Here is an 18,867-nt window from a genome sequence, read left to right as displayed (position 1 = left end):
ATAAATTCTTAAATCGGGTAGACGGCCACCCGCGAACGACTGGCGATGCCGGAGCCGCAACCAACGTCCGCGACGCCGACGAGTGCGCCGCCCCTGCGAGGAACGGTACCGTGAGCGACGCGCCGACGCTCCGGATCGTCGACGAGCCGGACGACGATCCCGACGGCGCGGTCCCCGCGCCGGTTCCGCCGGACGACCCCGAGGCGTGGTACGCGCCCGACGTGCGGGCGCAGTACGAGGCCGCGCCGGGCGTCGTCGCCACGGTCCGCGAGCGCGACGGCGGCCGGTTCGGCTACGACGTGCGCGAGCCGCCGCTGTCGCCCGCCGACGAGGAGGCGTTAGCGCGCGTCCGCGACCACTTCTCCGCGGTCCGGCACCGCCGACCGCTCACCCGCGTCGGGGTCGTCGAGCGGGCCGAGCGGGGGTTCGAGCCGAAGTACGACCGCGCCCTCGACCGCCTGCTCGACGCGAGCGCCGCCGCGCGCCGCCGGATCGACTACCGCGCGCTGCGGGACCTCCGGCTGCTCGGCGACGTGACGCCGCTCGCCTTGGACGACCGGATCGAGGTGGCCGACGTGGGCGACGAGCGCGAGCTGGTCGTCCACACCGAGACGTTCGCGCCGCTGGAGACGGGGATCGACGTCGACGCCGACTACGTCGAGCGGGTCGCCGCCGAGCGGCTCGCGCAGTACGCGGTCGGCTTCGCCGGCCTCTCCGTCGAGGTGGTCGTCTACCGCGAGCGCCTGCTCGGCTCCGACGCGTTCGAGACGAAGTACGCCGTCCTTGAGCCCGACCTCCTCCCGGGCGACGAGGCGCTGATCGAGGAGTGCAAAGAGCGGATCTGGGAGACGACAGTCAACGGCGCCGTCGACGACCGCGAGGCGTTCGTCGCCGAGCACGCCCGGCGGTTCCTCTCCCGGCGGCTCACCGCGCGCAACACCCGGGCGTGGCTCGACGCGGCCGCCCACCGCGCCCGGTCCGCGCTGGCCGACCGGGGGCTCGCCGTGCCGCCGGTCGACTCGCGGTACGCCCGCGACCGCCTCGACGACCTGGCGTACTACGTGCTGCGCGACTTCGTCGGCGAGGGGATCCTCACAGTGCCGATCCGGGACCCGAACCTGGAGGACGTCGAGGCGAACCGCGTCGGCGAGCGCGTGAAGGTGGTCCCGCGCGCCTCGGTCCTGCGGAGGGCGGACGGCGAGGACGGCGCCGGGGGAGTCGAAACCGACCGCGGCGGCCCGGCCCCGGACGCGGGCGCCCGGGTCCCCACCAACCTCGCGTTCGAGGACGAGACGACGTTCGTCAACGTCGTCACGGCGCTCGCGGCCCGGGACGGCACCGAGCTCAACGCCGCCACCCCGTCGGCGAAGGTGAACCTCGACGTCGACGGCGTCGACGAGACGGTCCGGTGCGCGGTGGCGCTGCCCGTCATCTCCGCCGACGGGCCCCACGTCTCGATCCGGAAGCAGAGCGCGGACGCGATGACGCCGGTCGACCTGATCGACCGCGGGACGCTCTCGACCGAGCTGGTCACGCTGCTGTGGCTGCTGTACGAGCACCGCGGCGTCGTCCTCTTCGCGGGGCCGACCGGCGTCGGCAAGACCACCCTGCTGAACGCCCACACCCCCTTCATCCCGTTCGACGACCGACCGGTGTCGATCGACGAGGGGTCCCGCGAGGTCCGACTCCCGCACGAGACCGGGGTGTCGCTCACGACCCGCGAGCACGAGGAGGCGTACAAGTCGGTGAGCATGTCGGAGCTGATGACGGAGGCCAACTACCTCAACCCGGACGTCGAGGTGATCGCCGAGATCAACACGCCCGCGAGCTTCGAGACGTTCGCGGAGACGCTCAACACGGGCCACGGCGTGATCGGCACGACCCACGCCGAGGACGTCGAGGCGCTCGTGAACCGCGTGGTCGAGCGGGGACTCCCGCCGTACCTCCTCCGCGAGATCGACCTCGTCGTCTTCCCCCGGCAGGTCGACGGCGAGCGGTACGTCTCGCGGGCGGTCGAACCCCTCTCCGCCGAGGAGTACGAGGCGCTCGACCCGGAGGCGAAGCGGAGCCCTACCGGAAACCCGAAACACGGCGGCGCCGGCGTCGTCGACAAGGGCGGTGAGGCGGTGTACTTCAACACGCTCGCGTGGCGCGACGCCGACGGCGCGTTCCGGTTCCCGGGCGCGCCCGAAGCCGACGCGGCGGCCGCGCCGGGCGACGAGCCGCGCCTCCGGGCGTTCGAGCGGATCGCCGACCACACCGACCGCGAGGTCGACGCCGTGCGATCGGAGTTCCTCGCCAAGCGCCGGTACGTCGAGTACCTCGTCCGAGAGGGCGTCCGCGACGTCGACGCGCTGTTCGAGTTCCTCGCCGACCTCCGGACCGACGAGGCCGCGACCGTCGAGCGCGCGGCGCGGACGATGGATCGGACGGGCGATGGGAGCGAACGGACTGATGAGAGCGAACGGACTGACGGGCGGAGGGAGCCGTGAGCGGAGGGCCGGCGACCGACGGCGACGGCGGGAGCCCGGGACTCGGAAGGGCCGTCGACGCCGCCGACGCCGACGGCTTCCTGCGGAGCGGCCGGTCGTCTGCCGTCGATCGGGCCCTCTACGCGCTGTTCGCCCGACACGCGAGCGACCGGCGGCACGACGCCGACCGGAAGCGGTACCGCGGGACGGCGCTCGACACGGGGTTCGAAACGTATCTGTCCCGGGTGTACGGGCTCTCGTGGCTCGTCTGCCTGGCCGTCGCCGGACCGACCCTGCTCGTCGCGATGGGAGCGACGCCGGCGCTGCTCGCGGCCGTCGAGGGAGAGATAGGGGATGCCGCGCCGGTCACGTCGCCCGAAGCGGTCGCCGTCGCGCTCGCCGGAGTCGTCGCGCTCCTCGCGAAGCGGGCGACGGTGCGGCTCGGCGGGCTCCACCTCCGGTGGCTCACGGCGACGCGCCGGACGGACATCGAGCGGACGCTCCCGGCCGCGGTCCGCTACCTCGAACTGCTCGCGTCCGGGAGCGACGGCCCCAGAGAGATGGTCGCGAAGACCGCCGCGAGCGACGCCTACGGCGGGACGGCCACCTCGCTGCGGAAGGCGCTCAACGCGGCGCGGCTCGCCGGGAGCCTCGACGAGGGGCTCCGGCGCGTCGCCCGCGACACGCCCTCGCGCGAGCTGCTCGCGCCGTTCCTGCTGAAGTTCCGTAAGCACGCGGCGACCGGCGACGCGGCGCTCGCGGAGTACCTCCGAACGGAGAGCCGGATGCTCGCGCACCGGCAGGACCGCGCCCGGAAGCGCGCCCGGCGGTTCTTAGAGCTCCTCACGGAGCTGTTCGTCGCCGTGCTGGTGCTGCCGGCGCTGCTCGTCATCGCCGCGACCGCGCTCACCGTGGTCGTCCCCGAACTCCTGCCGCCGGTCGAGACGCCGGTCGGGGTGGTCCCGACGCGGGCCGTCGTGCTGTACGGGGCCGTCGTCTTCCTGGTCGCCATCGGGCTCGCCGGCGCGGTCGCGGTCGGGACGCTCCGCCCGCCGAACCAGCGCGCGAGCTACGACCTCCCGGGGTCGCCGCGCGCGGTCGCCGCCTCGGTCGGCCGCAACCCGACGAGCGCCGCGGTCGTCTGCGCGCCGCCGGCCGCCCTGCTCGCGGTCGGCCTCGCGGTCGCGGAGTACACGCTCGTCAACGTGGTGCTGCTATCGTACGCGGCGTTCGCGATTCCCGTGGGGAGCGTCGCGGTCAGGCGGACCCGCATCGACGACGCGAAGGACCGCGAGCTGGCCGACTTCGTCCACGCCGTCTCCGGGCACGTCGCGCACGGGCGCCCACTCCCGGACGCGGTCGCGGCCGTGGCCCGCGACGTCGACCTCGGGGTGCTCGACGACGACGTGGCCGACCTCGCGTTCGCGCTCGGGTCGACGACGGCGACCGGAGGGGGACGGGCCGGAACCGACGGGGGCGGCGAGGTCCGCGACGCCCGCGAGGCCGCCGACGTGCGCGCGGTCGCCATCGGCCGGTTCGTCGACCGGGTGGGAACGCCGCTGGCGGAGGGGACGCTCGGGCTCGTGACGGGCGCCCTGAACGCCGGCAGCGACGCCGACGCCGTCTTCGAGACGCTCCGGATCGAGGTTGGACAGCTGTACAGCGAGCAGCGCGCGCTCCGCTCGTCGATGCACCCGTACGTCGCGGTCGGCTGGGCGGCGGCCGCGCTGGTCGCCGGCGTCGTCGCCGTCGTCAACACGCAGGTGATCGACGCCGCGCGGCTCGCGGAGCTCGCCGGCGCCACCGACCTCGTGACGGAGCCGGAGACGGTCCACCCCGACCTCGAACGCTTCCGGCTGTACGTCGTCACGCAGGCGACGATGCTCGCGTCGGGCTGGTTCGCCGGCACCGCCTCCCGGGGACGCTACGAGGCGCTGCTTCACTCCGGGCTGCTCGTGGGCATCTGCTACGCCGTCTTCACGCTGGGCGGGCTCGTATAAACCAGAGCTACCCGCGCATCAGCTGGAGCACCTCGTCGACGACGCCCGGTTCGACGGCCACGACGTACCGGTGTCCCGGCGTCAGCGTCGTGTCCGGCTGCGAGATCCGGTTCCCGTCGTCGCCGGAGATGACGAGCGTGCCCGCCGGGAAGGCAACGTCCGCGAGCGTCCGCCCCGCGGCGGGCGCACCCTCGGCGACGCTGATCTCGAGGATCTCGACCGCTCCGGTGACGTCGGTCAACGCCTGGACCTCCTTCCCGGCGGTCTTGTTGGCCGCGACCCGCGCGCCCGCCGACTCGGGGTAGACGACGGCGTCCACGAACCGGTCGTACGTCCCGTCCGTCTCCCGATCGACGCGGGCGACCGTTCTGATCCCGTCCGTGAGCCGCGTGGCGAGGAGGCAGACCGCGAGGTTCAACCCTGTCAGCTCCGTCAGCGCGGCGATGGTGTCCGCGTCCTCGATTCCGGCCTGTTCGAGGATGTCCGGGTCGGAGGCGTCGCCGCGGATCACGGTCGCGATCCACGCGTCGGCGATCTCCTCGATGCGGTCTTCGTCCTGCTCGACGATGGTCACGTTCTCGTCGCGGGCGGCGAGCACCTCGGCCGTCTGGAAGCCGACGCGGCCGCCGCCGGCGATGATGATGTCTCGTGTCATGTCAGTCCTCGCTCGCTCCCTCCGCGGCCGGTTGGTCGGCGGTCGCCGCGGCCGTCTCGTCCTCAACAGTCCCCCGCGCCCGGTACCGGTTGAGCACGACGTACATCGCGGCGCCGGCGACCAGCCACCCGACGCTGAGCAGGAGCGCGAGGAGATCGGTCTGAATGAGAAAGCCGATCAGCACCACGGCGAGAATCCCGTTGAGACCGATCGCCAGTATCGGCGGAATCGGATAGTACGGTATCTCGTACGGGCGGTTCATGTTCGGTCGCTCCCGCCGGAGCCGGATCACCGCGACGTTGACGATGATGAACGACAGCAGGAAAAACAGGCTCGACATGTTCCCCGCGCTCTGCGTGGGGAGGAAGACGGACCCGAGCATGACGACCGCGCTCAACAGCACCGCGACGAACGGGGTGCCGAACCGGTGGTGAATCCGGCCGATCGACGGCAGCAACTGGCCCTCGCGGCCCATCGAGAAGGCGACGCGCGAGGAGGCGATCACGACCGCGTTGAGCGCCGTGACCGTCGAGAACACCGCCCCGAAGACGATGAGCGCGCCGCCGTTCCGGATGACCGGTAGGCCGGTCGGCATGAACGACGTCGCCGCCGTCGCGATGCCGGCCTCGCCGGCGGCGGCGAGCTCCGAGGCGCCCAGCGTGCCGATCGCCACCGTCACGACCAACAGGTACACGACGACGGTGGCGCCGAGGCTGACGAAGATCGCCTTGGGGATGTTCTCGCGGGGGTTCTCGACCTCCTCGGTGACGGTGGTGATGAGGTCGTACCCCTCGAAGGCGATGAACGTCAGGCCCATCGCGGGGAGGATGCTGAACGCGCCGGACCCCTCCGGGAACAGCGGGTCGAAGTTCTGGAAGGTGAAGCTCGTCTCCCCGCCGCCGCCGGCAGAGAGGAACCCGAAGGCGACGAACACGACGAGGATGGACACCTTGACGATCGTGAACACCGTCTCGGCGCTGCCGCTCGCGGCGGTCGACGCCGCGTTCATCGCCACGAGCCCGGCGACCGCCGCGAACGCGAGGAGGAACTTCGCCGGAACCCCCACGCCGAGCAGCGGGAGCACCACCGCGCCGACTTGGTCCGGCGGCGCGACCACGCCGTACACGTGGAGCAGTTCGAGGAAGTTCGGCGCGAACCCCAGCGCGTACAGGGCGCCGGCGATCATGTACGCGAACCAGAGCATCCAGCCCATGATGAACGAGCCGAAGTCGTCGAATATCTCCCGCACGAACGCGTAGCCGCCTCCGCTCTTCGGGATCGCGGACGCCAGTTCCGCGTACGAGAGGCCGGTGAAGGCGGTCACGACCCCGTTCAACATGAAGACGAGCAGCGCGGCCGGACCGGATATCTCGGCCGCGAGGCCCGTGAGGACGAAGATACCCGCGCCGATCATCGCGCCCATCCCGATCATCGTCGCGTCCAGCAGGCCCAGTTCGGCCTCCGGTTCCCGCTGGTCGTGACTGCTCACGAGGTCTCCACCCGAGTTCGGCGTCCGAGACCGGTCATCGCGCGGCTGTACCAATTACCACGACTGCACGTACATTAATCTAATCCCGACAAATTCCGTACGTTCTCTCCGGGAACGACAGGACAAACGTGGCTACGATGTGGATCCCGCAATAATATTAATTAAATAATATATACGTGCAGCGGGGGACGACTCCCGCGTGGGGTCCGGCGTTCGCGGGGGAACTCGCCGCGTCGCCTATTTAAACGGCGTAACCTACAATTACCTGCGCGCGGTAGCCCGGCGAATGAGCACGGATCTACGGGTCGTGATCGTCGGCGGTCAACACGTCGGGTATCACGCCGCGCGGCGTCTCTCCGACCGCGGCCACGACGTGGTCGTCGTCGAGAAGGACCGCGAGCGGGTGGAGTTCCTGAGCGAGCAGTACGACGCGACGGTCATTCACGGCGACGGCGGCCGGCGGTCGATCCTGCGACAGGCCGGCCTCGACCGGAGCGACGTCGTCGCGGCGCTCACCGGGTACGGCGCGATGACGAACATCGGCATCTGCGCGATGGCGACGGAGATCGAACCCGATATCGGGACCGTCGCGCGGATCGACCACGGCGACAAAGAGGAGTACGCCGGGCTCGTCGACCGCGTCGTCTATCCGGAGGAGCTGGCCGCACACGCCGCGACCAACGAGATCGTCCACGTCGCGGGCGGCGGCGTCCGGACGATCGAGCAGGTGACGGGGGACCTCACGCTGCTCGAACTCACCGTGGCGGCCGACGCGCCGGTCGCGGGCCGAGAGCTCCGCGACGTCGCCTTCCCGCGGGGAGCCGTCGTCGTCGCCGGGCGAGACAGCAATCAGCTTCCGGGCCCGGAGATGGTGCTGGAGCCCGGCTTCCGGTACGTGGTCGCCGTCAAGACCGATATCAGCGACGAGGTCGTGCGACTGCTCAGGGGCTGAGGCCGAGCCGCCCGTCTCGGTCGTCCGAGGCGGCGCGATCACTGCCGTCCGACGGCTCGACCCGAACGGTCGCGGGCCTCCAGCGCCCAGACGTTGGGTTCGTCCCGAAACTCGTGTTCGGTGAGATGCGTCGCCTGATACGCGTTGTCCGCCATCGCCTCGCGCGCCGCGTCCCACTCCTCGCTCGCGATGCGATCGATCGGGCCGGCGGCGATCACGCTTCGCCACGAGCCGTCGGGGGCGACGTCGAAGACGGCGAAGCTCGCGACGTCCGACTGCGCCGCGTAGGTCTCCTTTCGGAGTTCGCTGGTCCCGCCGAGAAAGACGAAGTAGAGGGTGCCGTCCCCGTCGTACCCGAACGACAGCGGAACGCCGTACGGCACGCCGTCGGCGCTCGTCGACAGCACGCCGACACCGGCCTCTGTCAGCAGGTCGTCGATCGCGGCGTCGTCCATTTCGGTCCCCAGCAGCGCGTCGTACTGTGTCATGAGTCACCGACACACAGGGCTGTTATAAGAAGGCACACGAGGGTTCTCGGTCGATCGAAACGCGGGTCGAGAGCGACGACGTCCGAACGGGTTTTTCTCCGACGAATCCCAACCGATCGGTATGAACGCGCGCCGACGGATCGAGAGCTACTACGACGCGCTTCGCGCGGGCGAACCGCTCGGCCCGTACTTCGCGGAGTCCGGGTCCGGCGACGACGCGCTCGTGAAGTTCGGGATCTCCGAGCGCCTGGTCGGCGGCGACGAGATCCGCGCGGGGCTCCGGCGACAGACCGAGACGACGACCGACTGGACGGTGACGAGTCGCGCGCTCCGCGTCACCGAGCGCGACCGCCGCGCGTGGTTCAGCGACGACGTGTCGATGGCCTGGACCGACGCGGAGACGGGCGACCGACGCGCGTTCGAGACGCGCTGGAGCGGCGCGCTCGAACGCCGGGACGGCGAGTGGCGCTTCGTCGGGATGCACGTGAGCACGGCCGACGAGCTGTGACCGGGCCGGCGGTCCGGCGGGCCCGCGTTCGACCGCGGCGGCGCCGATGTCGGAGAGAGATATCAGCCGTGAGAACCTCGGGGGAGCGATCTTGTAGGATTCGACGATTTACCACCGTATGCATCTCTCCGAGTCGGCCAAGGCCCGCGTCAGGCTCTTTCTCATTCTTGGAATCGGCGTCGGGTTGGTCGCCCTCCACGTGGCGCACGCGGCGGGCGACCGGGAGAGCCTCCAGACGTTCCTGTCCGGGATCCTCATTCCGATGCTCTTCGGCCTCGGCGTCTTCGTCGGCGGTCTCTGGCTCCGGCGACGGGGGACGGACGGGAGACACGTGCTCCGCGTGGCGGGGTGGTGCGCGCTCGGCGCCGTCGCCCTGGCCGGCCAGACCGCCCTGATGACGGTGTACCAGCACGGGGAGGGCGTTGAGATGAGCCACCAGATCTACGTCTTCGTGAACGCCGCGTCGGGCGGCGCCGCGGTCGGGTTCGTCGTCGGCTTCTACGACAGCCGGCAGCGCGTCGCCCGGGAGACGTCGTCTCAGTTGAGCCGTCAGCTCGGCGTGCTCAACCGCGTGCTACGTCATGACATTCGAACGAACGCGAACCTGATCCACGGTCACGCCGAACTGCTCGCCGAGGACCTCGACGACGCCGAACGGGCGCGCATGGTCCAAGAGCAGTCGGCCGAGCTCGTGAAGATGGGGGACCAAGCGAGGGAGATCGAGCGTCTGTTACAGGAGGGCGACGTGGAGACCGAGCCCGTCGACGTCGCGTCGCTGGCCGAGACGAGCTGCGAGCAGGTCGCGCGGGAGCACCCGGAGGCGGACATCGACGTGTCGCTCCCCGACGAACTGGTCGTTCGGGCGCACCCGCTGGTGGAGTCAGCGCTGCGGAACGTGATCGAGAACGCCGTCGAACACAACGACAAGGAGACGCCGCGGGTCGCGATCGAGTCGCTCGACGGCGATCGACCGGGAACCGATCTCGTCGGCGTTCGAATCGCCGACAACGGCCCGGGTATCCCCGCCGGCGAGCGCGAGGTCTTCGAGCGAGGGTACGAGACGCCGCTCGAACACGCGAGCGGTCTCGGACTGTGGCTCGTCAACTGGATCGTCAGCGAGTCCGGCGGTCGGATCCGGTTCGAGGAGAACGAGCCGGAGGGGAGCGTGATCCGCCTGCGGTTCGAGCGGCCGCGGGCGGCCCGGTCGGACCGAGCGTCGAGCGCCCCGGCCGCCGGCGGGACCCCGTCCTGAGCGACGGCCGCTCGGTCGACGCCCCCGTCGGTAGCCGATCGATTAAAGTCGACTTGTGCTAACCAACCGCTAGTGGTCATCATCGACACCGCGACCGGCACAGGGGTTCGACCGGCGGGAGCCGCGGGGTGCGCCGCGTGAGCGACCCGACCCTCGTCGTCGTCGCGGGCGCGACCGAGACGGCCGCGATCGACGGTATCAGCGCCGCGGGCGCCGACCCGACGCTCCGGCGGCACACGCCCAGCGCCGACCTGGAGATCGTCGCCGACGGTCGACCCGGGCCCGACTCGCCGGTGCCGGTCAGCCCGTCCGGCTGCCCGACGCCCGCGGTCGTCACCCGGGCGGTCCGGGAGCTGGTCGGCGTCGACTTCGTCGGCGTCGACGCCGGCCTCGCCGTGCCGACCGCGCCGGCGGGGGCGGCCGTCCGCGACGCCGACGCGACGCCCGGCGGCGACGTCCGGACCGCCGAGCCCGTGCCGGACGCGGCGGCGGTCTTCGAGCGGGCGCGCGGGCTGGCGGGGACGATCGCCGGCGTGGGCGGAGACGGAAACGGAGACGGAGCTGGCGGCGCCGCCGCGGACGGCGGCGGCGATCCCGCCGAGCTCCTCGTCGCCGAGACGGTCCCCGGCGGCACGACGACCGCGCTCGGCGTCCTGACCGCGCTCGGCGAGCGCCCGGTCGTCTCCTCGTCGCTGGCGGCGAACCCGCTGGCGCGGAAGCGCGCGGTCGTCGAGGAGGGACTGGCCGCGAGCGGCCTCGACCCGGGCGACGCCGCGGGCGACCCCCTCGACGCGGTCCGGCTGATGGGCGACCCCGTGCTCGCGGCGGCGGCCGGCCTCGTCGTCGGCGCGGCCGAACGCGGGATCGACGTGACGCTGGCGGGCGGCACCCAGCTGGCGACGGTCGCCGCGCTGGCGCGGCACGCGGGGATCGAGCGGCGGCTCCCGCTGGCGACGACCGCGTTCGTCGCCGACGACCCGACGGCGGACGTCGCGGCGCTCGCCGACGACCTCGACCTGGCGCTGACCGCGACCGACCCCGGCTTCGACGCGAGCGACCGCCCGGCGATGCGGGCGTACGCCCGCGGCGAGGCGAAGGAGGGCGTCGGGATGGGCGGCGCGCTGGCGCTCGCCAAGCGCGCGGGCGTCTCGGATATCGCCCTGCGCGAGCGCGTCGCCGCCGTGACCGACCGACTGCTCGCCGAGCGCGACGGCGAATCGACCGCAGAGGGTGCGCCGTGAAGGGCGTCGTCCTCGGCGGCGTCGCCTCCGGCGTCGGCAAGACCGTCGCGACGCTCGCCGCGATCCGCGCGCTCGACGGTGCGGGGCACGCTGTCCAGCCGGCGAAGGCCGGCCCCGACTTCATCGACCCGAGCCACCACGAGCGCGTCGCGGGACGCCCCTCGCGCACGCTCGACCTGTGGCTGCAGGGCGAAGGCGGGCTCCGTCGGAACTACGCCCGCGGCGAGGGCGACGTCTGCGTCGTCGAGGGCGTGATGGGACTGTACGACGGCGACGGGTCGAGCACGGCCGCCGTCGCCGAGGCGCTCGACCTGCCGGTCGCCCTCGTCGTCGACGCGAGCGCGGGGATGGAGAGCGTCGCCGCGACCGCGCTCGGCTTCCGGGCGTACGCCGAGCGCGCCGGCCGCGACGTCGACGTCGCGGGGGTGATCGCCCAGCGCGCACACGGCGGGCGCCACGAAAACGGGATCCGCGAGGCGCTCCCGGACGAGCTGACCTACCTCGGACGGATCCCGCCGAACGACGACCTGGACGTCCCCGAGCGACACCTCGGGCTCCACATGGGCGACGAGTCGCCGGTCCCCGACGACGCGCTCGACGCGGCCGCGGAGGGGCTCCGAGTCGAGCGGCTGCTCGACGTCGCGCGGGAGCCGGCGGGAGTCGCCGAACCGAGCGAGAGGGCGGCACCGCCCGGCGACCGCCCCCGCGTCGCGGTCGCCCGCGACGAGGCCTTCCGGTTCGCGTACCCGGCGACGGTCGAGCGCCTGCGCGAGCGGGCGACCGTCGAGCCGTTCGCGCCGGTCGCGGGCGACCCACTCCCGCCCTGCGACGGCGTCTACCTCCCCGGCGGCTACCCGGAACTGCACGCCGCGGCCCTCGCGGAGGGCCCGGCGCTCGCCGATATCGCGGCCGCGGCCGCGGAGGGAGTCCCCGTGCTCGGCGAGTGCGGCGGGCTGATGGCGCTCGCCGAGTCGTTGACGACCGTCGAGGGCGAGACGCACGCGATGGCGGGCGTCCTCCCGGCCGACGTGGCGATGCGAGACCGCTATCAGGCGCTCGACCACGTCGAACTGCGGGCGCGGCGGGACGCGCCGACCGCGTCGGCGGGCGACGCCCTCCGGGGCCACGAGTTCCACTACTCCGACGCCGACGTCGCTGGCGACGCCAGGTTCGCCTTCGACGTGGAGCGCGGGACCGGGATCGACGGGGAGCACGACGGCCTGACCGAACACCGAACGCTCGGAACGTACTGTCACGTCCACCCGGAGAGCGGGGCGTTCGACGCGTTCCTCGACGGGCTCTGACCGCGATGTCGCTCTCCGCGCCCCTCGGCGTCGCCGTCGTCTTCCCGGCCCTCGCCGCGCTGGCGATCGCGGTCGCGCTCGACCTCGCGGTCGCGGAGCCGCCGGGCCGGGTCCACCCGGTCGCGCTATTCGGCTCGGTCGTCGAACCGGTCGACCGGTCGTGGTCGCGCCCGCGGCCGGTCGGCGTCGCGGCCGCGGTCGGCCTCCCGCTCCTCGCCGCGGTCGTCGGGGGCGGGGCCGTGTGGGCCGCCGCCGTCCTCCCCGTTCTCGGCGTCCCGGTCGCCGGCGCGCTCCTCTTCCCGCTCGTCAGCCTCCGGATGCTCCGCGAGGTCACCGCGGAGGTGGTCGCGCTGACCGAGAGCGATCCGGAGGCGGCCCGCGAGTCGATCCGGGCGCTCGTGGGGCGCGACGCGACCGACCTCTCGCCGGCGGCGCTCCGGAGCGCGGCGGTCGAGAGCGCGGCCGAGAACCTCGCCGACGGGTTCGTCGCGCCGCTCGCGGGGTTCGCGGGCGGCGCGACGGTCGGGCTGGCGGTCGCCCCGGCGTCGGCCCTCCCGCTCGCCGCGGGGGTCGCCGGCGCGGCGTGGGTGAAGGCCGTGAACACGCTCGACTCGATGCTCGGCTACCGGTCGAAGCCGGTCGGCCGGGCGAGCGCCCGGCTCGACGACGCCGTCATGTACCTCCCGGCCCGCGCGGCCGCGGCCTGTCTCGCTATCGCGGCCGGGTCGGTCGGGACGCTCTCGCGGGCCCGCTCGTGGGCGCGCGAGCCGGGATCGCCCAACTCCGGGTGGCCGATGGCGACCGCCGCGGCCGCGCTCGACGTGCGGCTGGCGAAGCCGGGTCACTACGCGCTCAATCCGGCCGCCGCGTCGCCGAGCGTCGCCGACGCGGAGCGGGCGGTCCGGCTCGTCGGCGTCGCCGGCGGCGTCGCCGTCGCGGGGGCGACGGGGTGGCTGCTCGCGGTCGGGTGGCTGCTGCCGAGCGACGGCCTCCTCTCCTCCGCGGGGGTGGTCGGATGACCGCGGCCGCGCTCCGGGGCGCGCTCGGCTTCCTCACGCGGGTCCCGGTCGGTCGGAGCGAGGCGGCGTGGGAGGCGTTCTCGGGGGCGCCGTGGACGCTCCCGGTCGTCGGCTACCTCGTCGGCGCGACCGTCTCGCTTCCCCTGCTCGCGCCCGCACCCGCGTCGACGGTCGCGCTGGCGTTCCCCCTCGCCGTCTACGCCGTGACCGGGATCACCCACCTCGACGGGGTCGCCGACCTCGGCGACGCGGCGGTCGTCCACGGCGGTCCCGCGGAGCGCCGAGAGGTCCTGAAAGACTCCGCGCTCGGCGTCGGCGGGACGGTCGCGCTCGTCGCCGTCGTCCTCGGGCTGGCGACCGCCGCGCTCGGGCTGGTCGGGGCGTCCGGGGCACCGGGTGCGGGCGGACCGCTCGTCGCCGCCGGAATCGTCGTCGCCGCCGAGGTGGGCGCGAAGGCCGCGACCGCGGCGCTCGTCTGCGTCGGCGACGCGGCCCACGAGGGGCTCGGGTCCGCGCTCGCGGACGGGGTCGGCCCCGGGGCGGCGCTCCCCGTCCTCGCGCTCGCCGCGCCCGCCGCGCTCCTCGCGTGGCCGCGGGTCCTCCCGGGGGTCGCCGCGCTCCTCGCCGCGCTGGCGACGGCGGCGCTGCTCCGCCGGTGGTCCCGGCGGCGGCTCGGCGGCGTCTCCGGCGACGTGCTGGGCGCGACGAACGAACTCGCGCGGGTCGCCGCGCTGCACGCGGGGGTGATCGCGTGGACGCGCTTCTGATGTGCGGCGGCCGCGGCACCCGCCTCGGCGGCGAGGCGGAGAAGCCCCTGACTCCGGTCGCGGGGCGGCCGATGGTCGACCGGGCGCTCGACGCGCTCGCCGAGAGCCGCGTCGAGGCGGTGCACGCGGTCGTCTCGCCGCACGCGCCGGCGACGCGCGCGCATCTCGCCGACGAGCGCCCGGGACTCCGCGTGATCGACGCGCCGGGCGACGGCTACGTCGCCGACCTGCAGTACGCGATGGAGTCGGTCGGGCCGGACGGAGCGCTCCTCCTGACCGTCGCCGCCGACCTCCCGCTCGTGGACGCCGCGGCCGTGAACGGCGCGATCGACGCCGCCAGAGCCGCCGGCGACGACGACGCGCCGGCGTCGCTCACCGTCTGCGTCCCGGCGTCGCGGAAGCGGGAGCTCGGCGTCAGCGCCGACGCGGCGACCGAGGTCGACGGCCGCGAGGTCGTCCCCGCGGGGATCAACGTCGTCGGGGGGAGCGGCGGGGCCGGAAGCGACGACGAGAGCGCCGACGCCGCCGTCCACGTCACCGAGGACGCGCGGCTCGCCGTCAACGTCAACTACCCGTCGGACGTGCGGGTCGCCGAGCGGCTCCTCGCTGACGGGGAGGCCGACACGTGACCGACGCACCGAGACCGAACTCATGAACCTCGACACCGCAGCCGACCTCGACCGCGCGCCCCACGGGAGCAGCGACGACCCCGACCTGCTGGACTTCTCGGCGAACACCAACCCCGAGGTGCCCGAGGGCGTCGAGGCGGTCTACCGCGAGGCGTTCGCCGACGCCCGGTCGTACCCCGCGGAGCCGCCGGCGGCGTTCCGCGAGGCCGCGGCCGGCTACGTCGGCTGCGACCCCGAGGCCGTGATCCCGGCGCCCGGCGGGCTCGCCGCGATCCGCGCGGCGGTCGCGCTCGCGGTCGACCCGGGCGACACCGCCCTCGTCCCGGCGCCGAGCTTCGGCGAGTACGCCCGCGAAGTCCGGCTGGAGGGCGGCGAACCCGCGTTCGTCTCGGCGGCCGAGGTCCTCGACGCCGACCCGAGCGACCACGCGCTCGCCGTCGTCTGTACCCCGAACAACCCGACCGGGGACGCGTACGACCGCGCGGCGCTGGAGCGGTTCGCGGCGCGGTGCCGCGAGGCCGACACGCTCCTGCTCGTCGACGAGGCGTTCCTCGGGTTCACGGACCGCCCGTCGCTCGCGGGGACGGAGGGGGTCGTCGTCGCCCGGTCGCTGACGAAGCTGTTCGGCCTCCCCGGGATCCGGACCGGGTTCGCGGTCGCGACCGGCGAGGTCGGCGCGGCGCTGTCGAACGCCCGCCGCCCGTGGAACCTGAGCGCCCCGGCGCTCGCGACCGGCGCGTACTGCATGCGGCGGGAGGAGTTTATAATCGAGACCCGCGAGCGCGTCCGCACCGAGCGGGCCCGGATGGGCGAGGCCCTCGCCGAGCGCTACGACGTCTCCCCCTCGGACGCGCCGTTCCTGCTGGTCGATGTGGGGGCGACCGGTCGGTCGGCCGAGGCGGTCGTCGTGACGGCCCGCGAGCGTGGGGTGGCGGTCCGGGACGCGACCACCTTCCGCGGCCTCGACTCGCACGTCAGGGTCGCGGTGCGCCGGCCGGCCGAGAACGACCGGCTGCTGGCGGCGCTGGGCGTCGGCGACGCGGAGACGGCCGACGCGGCGGCGACCGACGACACGGCCGAGGCGGCGGCGGCCGACGACACGGCCGAGGCGGCGGCGACCGACGACACGACGACCGATCCGGAGGGCGACGATGTTTGAGGCGACCGTGCGCGACGGCGTTCTCCGCCTGCGGCGCCCGGGGACGCGCTGGCTCTCGACCGGGTGGAACGGCGGGCGGTCGCGGACGGACGCCGCGTACAACGTCACCGTTCCCGAGGGGTTCGAGCGCACCGACCTCGGCGCGTACCGCGACGAGCGGCTGGCGCGGGCGGGGTTCGAAACCGAGGACGACGCGAGACGGGACGGCGAGAGCGACGCGGGGCGCGACGGCGACCCGCCGACCCTGTTCACCGGCGTCGCGATGGAGCACGCCCGCGCCGCGCGCCGCGGGCCGGTCGTCGCGTACGCGACCGTCGGGCTCTCGAACCCGGCGATGCTCCCGATGGACCCGGAGGGAGAGCCCGGGGACGGCGCTCGGGAGCGCGAGCCCGAGGCGGCGACCGAGGACCGCCCGCGACCCGGCACGGTCAACCTGATCGTCGGGACCACCCGGCGGCTCGCGCCCGGCGCCGCCGCGAACCTCGTCTCCGTCGCGGCCGAGGCGAAGGCGGCGACCCTGCTCGCGACCGCGGGCGTGCCGGGCACGACGAGCGACGCGGTCGCGGTCGCCGACGACCCGAACGGGGAGCCGGCGGCGTTCTCGGGCAGCGCCACGCCGGTCGGCGCGGCGGCCCGCGCCTGCGTCCGGGACGCGGTGCGCGCGAGCCTGCGGTCGCGGTACCCGGACGGCGACCTGCCCGGTCCGGCCGGCGACGCCGAACACGGCGTCGTCGCCGACGAGCGGGCGGAGGTCTTCGACCCATGACACACGACGACACAGACACCGACGGCGACGCGGACGTATCGACCGACGAGGAACCGACCGACGGCGACGAATCGGCGGCCGAGCACCCGGCGTCCCGGACTCCCGGCGGCGGCACGGCCCCCGAACCGGAGCCGATCGAGCCGGCCGCGCCCGAGGAGTTCGGGCTCGTGCAGGCCTGGTGGGGCGACGGGAAGGGGAAGACGACGGCGGCGATGGGGATGGGGTTCCGGGCCGCGGGGCACGGCTACCGCGTCCACATGCTCCAGCTCATGAAGGGGGGCGCGGACAGCGTCGAGGGCGTCAGGGGCGAGTACAACGCGATCGCCGCGATGCCGGGGTTCACATACGAGAACGCCGGCCACTACGGCTGGCACGGACTGCTCGACGGCTCCGCGGACGGCGAGCACGAGGCGAAGGCCGCGGCCGCCTTCGAGCGCGCCGAGGCGCTCGTCGCCGGCGCCGCCGACGCGGACCTGACGGCGCCGCTCCCGCTCGACGGCGACCCCGACGACGGGGTCCACATGCTGATCGTCGACGAGCTGCTGTACGCGGCCGACCGCGGCCTCGTCGACCCTGGGGACGTGGTCGCGCTCGCGGAGTCGAAGCCGGACGGGCTCGAGCTCGTCCTCACCGGGAGCCACGCGGAGCCGGCGTACCTGGACGGCGTCGCCGACCTGATCACGAACGTCCGGAAAGTGGCGCACCCCTTCGACGCGGGACACCGGGCGCGGCGGGGGACGGAGTACTGACGTGACCGCCGACTTCCGACCCGGATGACCGACCCCGACGCCGAGACGGTCCTGATCGCCGGCACGGCGAGCCACGCCGGCAAGAGCACGCTGGCGGCCGGGCTCTGCCGGCACCTCGCGCGGAACGGGGTCTCGGTGGCGCCGTACAAGGCGCAGAACATGAGCAACAACGCCCGGGTCGCCTTGGCGCCGGACGGCGAGTGGGGCGAGATCGGCGTCTCCCAGCACGTGCAGGCCCGGGCCGCCCGGGTCCCGGCGACGACCGACATGAACCCCGTGCTGCTCAAGCCGCGCGGCGACGGCGAGAGCCAGCTGATCGTCGACGGCGAGGCGGTCGGCCACTACGCGGCCGGCGAGTACTACGAGTCGCACTGGGAGGCCGCCCGCGAGGCGGCGGTCGCGGCGCACCGCCGACTGGCGGCCGACCACGACGTGGTCGTCGCGGAGGGGGCGGGCAGCATCGCCGAGATCAACCTCCACGACCGGGACCTCGCGAACGTCGAGTGCGCCCGCTTCGCCGACGCCAGAATCGTGATCGCGGTCGACATCGAGCGCGGCGGCGCCTTCGCGAGCCTCTACGGCACCCTCGAACTCCTGCCGGACGACGTCCGCGAGCGCGTCGTCGGCGCGGTCATCACGAAGTTCCGCGGCGACCCCGCCCTCTTAGAGCCCGGCATCGCCGAGATCGAGGACCGGACGGGCGTCCCGATCGTCGGCGTGGTCCCGCACGACGACCCCGGCCTCCCCGCGGAGGACAGTCTCTCCCTCCCCGATCGGACCGAGGGTCGAGACGGCGGTGAGCCCGGCGTCCTCGGGGCCGACGACGGGGTCGCCGACGGTGACGCGGTCCGGATCGCCGTCCCGCGGCTCCCGCGGATCTCGAACTTCACCGACCTGGAGCCGCTGGCGCGCGAGCCGGGGGTTCGGGTGGCGTACGTCCCGCTCGACGCCTCCCGCGGCGGGACCGGCTCCCCCCTCGACGGCGCCGACGCGGTCGTCCTCCCCGGCTCGAAGAACACCGTCGACGACCTGCTCGCGCTCCGCGACGCCGGCTTCGACGACGCGCTCCGCGGGTTCGCGGGCCCGATCGTCGGCCTCTGCGGCGGCTACCAGCTCCTCGGCGAGCGGCTGACGAACGCCGGGGTCGAGGGGACCGGGGAGCGGACCGAGGTCGAGGGGGTCGGCGTCCTCCCGGTCGAGACGCGCTTCGAGACGGAGAAGCGCGTGGAGCGCGTGACGCGGTCGGTCGAGGGTGTCGGTCCGCTCGCGGGCGCCGCGGGGACCGCGACCGGCTACGAGATCCACATGGGTCGGTCGACGCCGACCGCGTCGGTCGCCTCCCCGGTCCCCTCGACCCCGGCGTTCGTCAGCCGCTCGCCGAGGAGCTGGTAGCCGCCGCAGAGGCCGACGATCGGGCC

Annotated in this window: 17 protein-coding genes and 1 pseudogene; 14 read left to right on the top strand and 4 right to left on the bottom strand. The window is 73.9% G+C overall.

Features of this window, described 5'->3' with window-relative positions:
- Positions 1–110 precede the first annotated feature (110 nt).
- Entirely contained in the window at positions 111–2,492 is a 2,382-nt protein-coding gene (locus DJ73_RS10000; protein WP_094557870.1) for a type II/IV secretion system ATPase subunit, read from the top strand.
- Complete coding sequence (locus DJ73_RS09995; RefSeq protein ID WP_094557869.1) at positions 2,489–4,471, top strand: type II secretion system F family protein; 1,983 nt, start codon at positions 2,489–2,491, stop codon at positions 4,469–4,471. Before DJ73_RS10000 ends, DJ73_RS09995 begins: the two co-directional genes overlap by 4 nt.
- 7 nt (positions 4,472–4,478) lie before the next feature.
- Here the strand turns inward: DJ73_RS09995 and DJ73_RS09990 are convergent, their stop codons facing one another.
- Positions 4,479–5,126 carry a TrkA family potassium uptake protein gene (locus DJ73_RS09990; RefSeq protein ID WP_094527043.1) on the bottom strand — a complete coding sequence of 216 codons (648 nt, stop codon included), beginning with the start codon at positions 5,124–5,126 and terminating at the stop codon, positions 4,479–4,481.
- A 1-nt stretch (position 5,127) separates the two neighbouring features.
- Complete coding sequence (locus tag DJ73_RS09985) at positions 5,128–6,558, bottom strand: APC family permease (protein ID WP_394338270.1); 1,431 nt, start codon at positions 6,556–6,558, stop codon at positions 5,128–5,130.
- A gap of 343 nt (positions 6,559–6,901) precedes the next feature.
- Here DJ73_RS09985 and DJ73_RS09980 point away from each other — a divergent pair, with 343 nt between their 5' ends.
- Positions 6,902–7,567: a TrkA family potassium uptake protein gene (locus DJ73_RS09980; RefSeq protein WP_094523298.1), complete on the top strand. Its 666-nt coding sequence runs from the start codon at positions 6,902–6,904 to the stop codon at positions 7,565–7,567.
- Positions 7,568–7,605: 38 nt separating this feature from the next.
- Here the strand turns inward: DJ73_RS09980 and DJ73_RS09975 are convergent, their stop codons facing one another.
- Positions 7,606–8,055 (bottom strand): pyridoxamine 5'-phosphate oxidase family protein, encoded by a 450-nt coding sequence (locus DJ73_RS09975; protein WP_094523296.1) that lies wholly within the window; start codon positions 8,053–8,055, stop codon positions 7,606–7,608.
- A 121-nt stretch (positions 8,056–8,176) separates the two neighbouring features.
- Between DJ73_RS09975 and DJ73_RS09970 the strand changes: the two genes are divergently transcribed.
- The 11 genes and pseudogenes from DJ73_RS09970 to DJ73_RS09920 form a co-directional block, all read left to right on the top strand.
- On the top strand, positions 8,177–8,563 hold the full coding sequence (locus DJ73_RS09970; protein ID WP_094523294.1) for a nuclear transport factor 2 family protein: 387 nt from the start codon (positions 8,177–8,179) through the stop codon (positions 8,561–8,563).
- 118 nt (positions 8,564–8,681) lie between these two features.
- Positions 8,682–9,815 (top strand): ATP-binding protein, encoded by a 1,134-nt coding sequence (locus DJ73_RS09965; protein ID WP_094523292.1) that lies wholly within the window; start codon positions 8,682–8,684, stop codon positions 9,813–9,815.
- A 137-nt stretch (positions 9,816–9,952) separates the two neighbouring features.
- Entirely contained in the window at positions 9,953–11,056 is a 1,104-nt protein-coding gene (locus tag DJ73_RS09960; protein WP_094523290.1) for a nicotinate-nucleotide--dimethylbenzimidazole phosphoribosyltransferase, read from the top strand.
- On the top strand, positions 11,053–12,360 hold the full coding sequence (locus DJ73_RS09955; RefSeq protein WP_094557868.1) for a cobyrinic acid a,c-diamide synthase: 1,308 nt from the start codon (positions 11,053–11,055) through the stop codon (positions 12,358–12,360). The genes DJ73_RS09960 and DJ73_RS09955 overlap by 4 nt, the downstream gene beginning before the upstream one ends.
- 5 nt (positions 12,361–12,365) lie before the next feature.
- Positions 12,366–13,379 (top strand): CobD/CbiB family cobalamin biosynthesis protein, encoded by a 1,014-nt coding sequence (locus DJ73_RS09950; RefSeq protein ID WP_094523286.1) that lies wholly within the window; start codon positions 12,366–12,368, stop codon positions 13,377–13,379.
- Entirely contained in the window at positions 13,376–14,146 is a 771-nt protein-coding gene (gene cobS / locus DJ73_RS09945) for an adenosylcobinamide-GDP ribazoletransferase (protein WP_094557867.1), read from the top strand. The genes DJ73_RS09950 and cobS overlap by 4 nt, the downstream gene beginning before the upstream one ends.
- Positions 14,146–14,775 (top strand): NTP transferase domain-containing protein, encoded by a 630-nt coding sequence (locus tag DJ73_RS09940; protein WP_094557885.1) that lies wholly within the window; start codon positions 14,146–14,148, stop codon positions 14,773–14,775. Before cobS ends, DJ73_RS09940 begins: the two co-directional genes overlap by 1 nt.
- A 22-nt stretch (positions 14,776–14,797) precedes the next feature.
- A complete protein-coding gene (locus tag DJ73_RS09935; RefSeq protein WP_094557866.1) occupies positions 14,798–15,934 on the top strand; it encodes an aminotransferase class I/II-fold pyridoxal phosphate-dependent enzyme in 1,137 nt (378 codons plus the stop codon).
- Positions 15,927–16,700 (top strand): adenosylcobinamide amidohydrolase, encoded by a 774-nt coding sequence (locus DJ73_RS09930; RefSeq protein ID WP_094557865.1) that lies wholly within the window; start codon positions 15,927–15,929, stop codon positions 16,698–16,700. Before DJ73_RS09935 ends, DJ73_RS09930 begins: the two co-directional genes overlap by 8 nt.
- Positions 16,697–17,449, top strand: a complete 753-nt coding sequence (locus DJ73_RS09925) for a cob(I)yrinic acid a,c-diamide adenosyltransferase (RefSeq protein WP_094523278.1) — start codon at positions 16,697–16,699, stop codon at positions 17,447–17,449. The genes DJ73_RS09930 and DJ73_RS09925 overlap by 4 nt, the downstream gene beginning before the upstream one ends.
- Positions 17,450–17,473: 24 nt before the next feature.
- Positions 17,474–18,796 (top strand): annotated as a pseudogene (locus DJ73_RS09920) (cobyric acid synthase); the annotation flags it as partial.
- On the opposite strand, the gene DJ73_RS20975 reads toward DJ73_RS09920, so the two are convergent.
- Positions 18,742–18,861 (bottom strand): hypothetical protein, encoded by a 120-nt coding sequence (locus DJ73_RS20975; protein WP_394338324.1) that lies wholly within the window; start codon positions 18,859–18,861, stop codon positions 18,742–18,744. The pseudogene DJ73_RS09920 and the gene DJ73_RS20975 sit on opposite strands and share 55 nt — an antisense overlap.
- Positions 18,862–18,867: the final 6 nt, after the last annotated feature.

The organism is Halorubrum sp. Ea1 (assembly GCF_002252965.1).
Lineage (GTDB): Archaea > Halobacteriota > Halobacteria > Halobacteriales > Haloferacaceae > Halorubrum.
The sequence above is the reverse complement of the archived record's forward strand: the minus strand, read 5'-3'. Positions and strand labels throughout refer to the sequence as shown.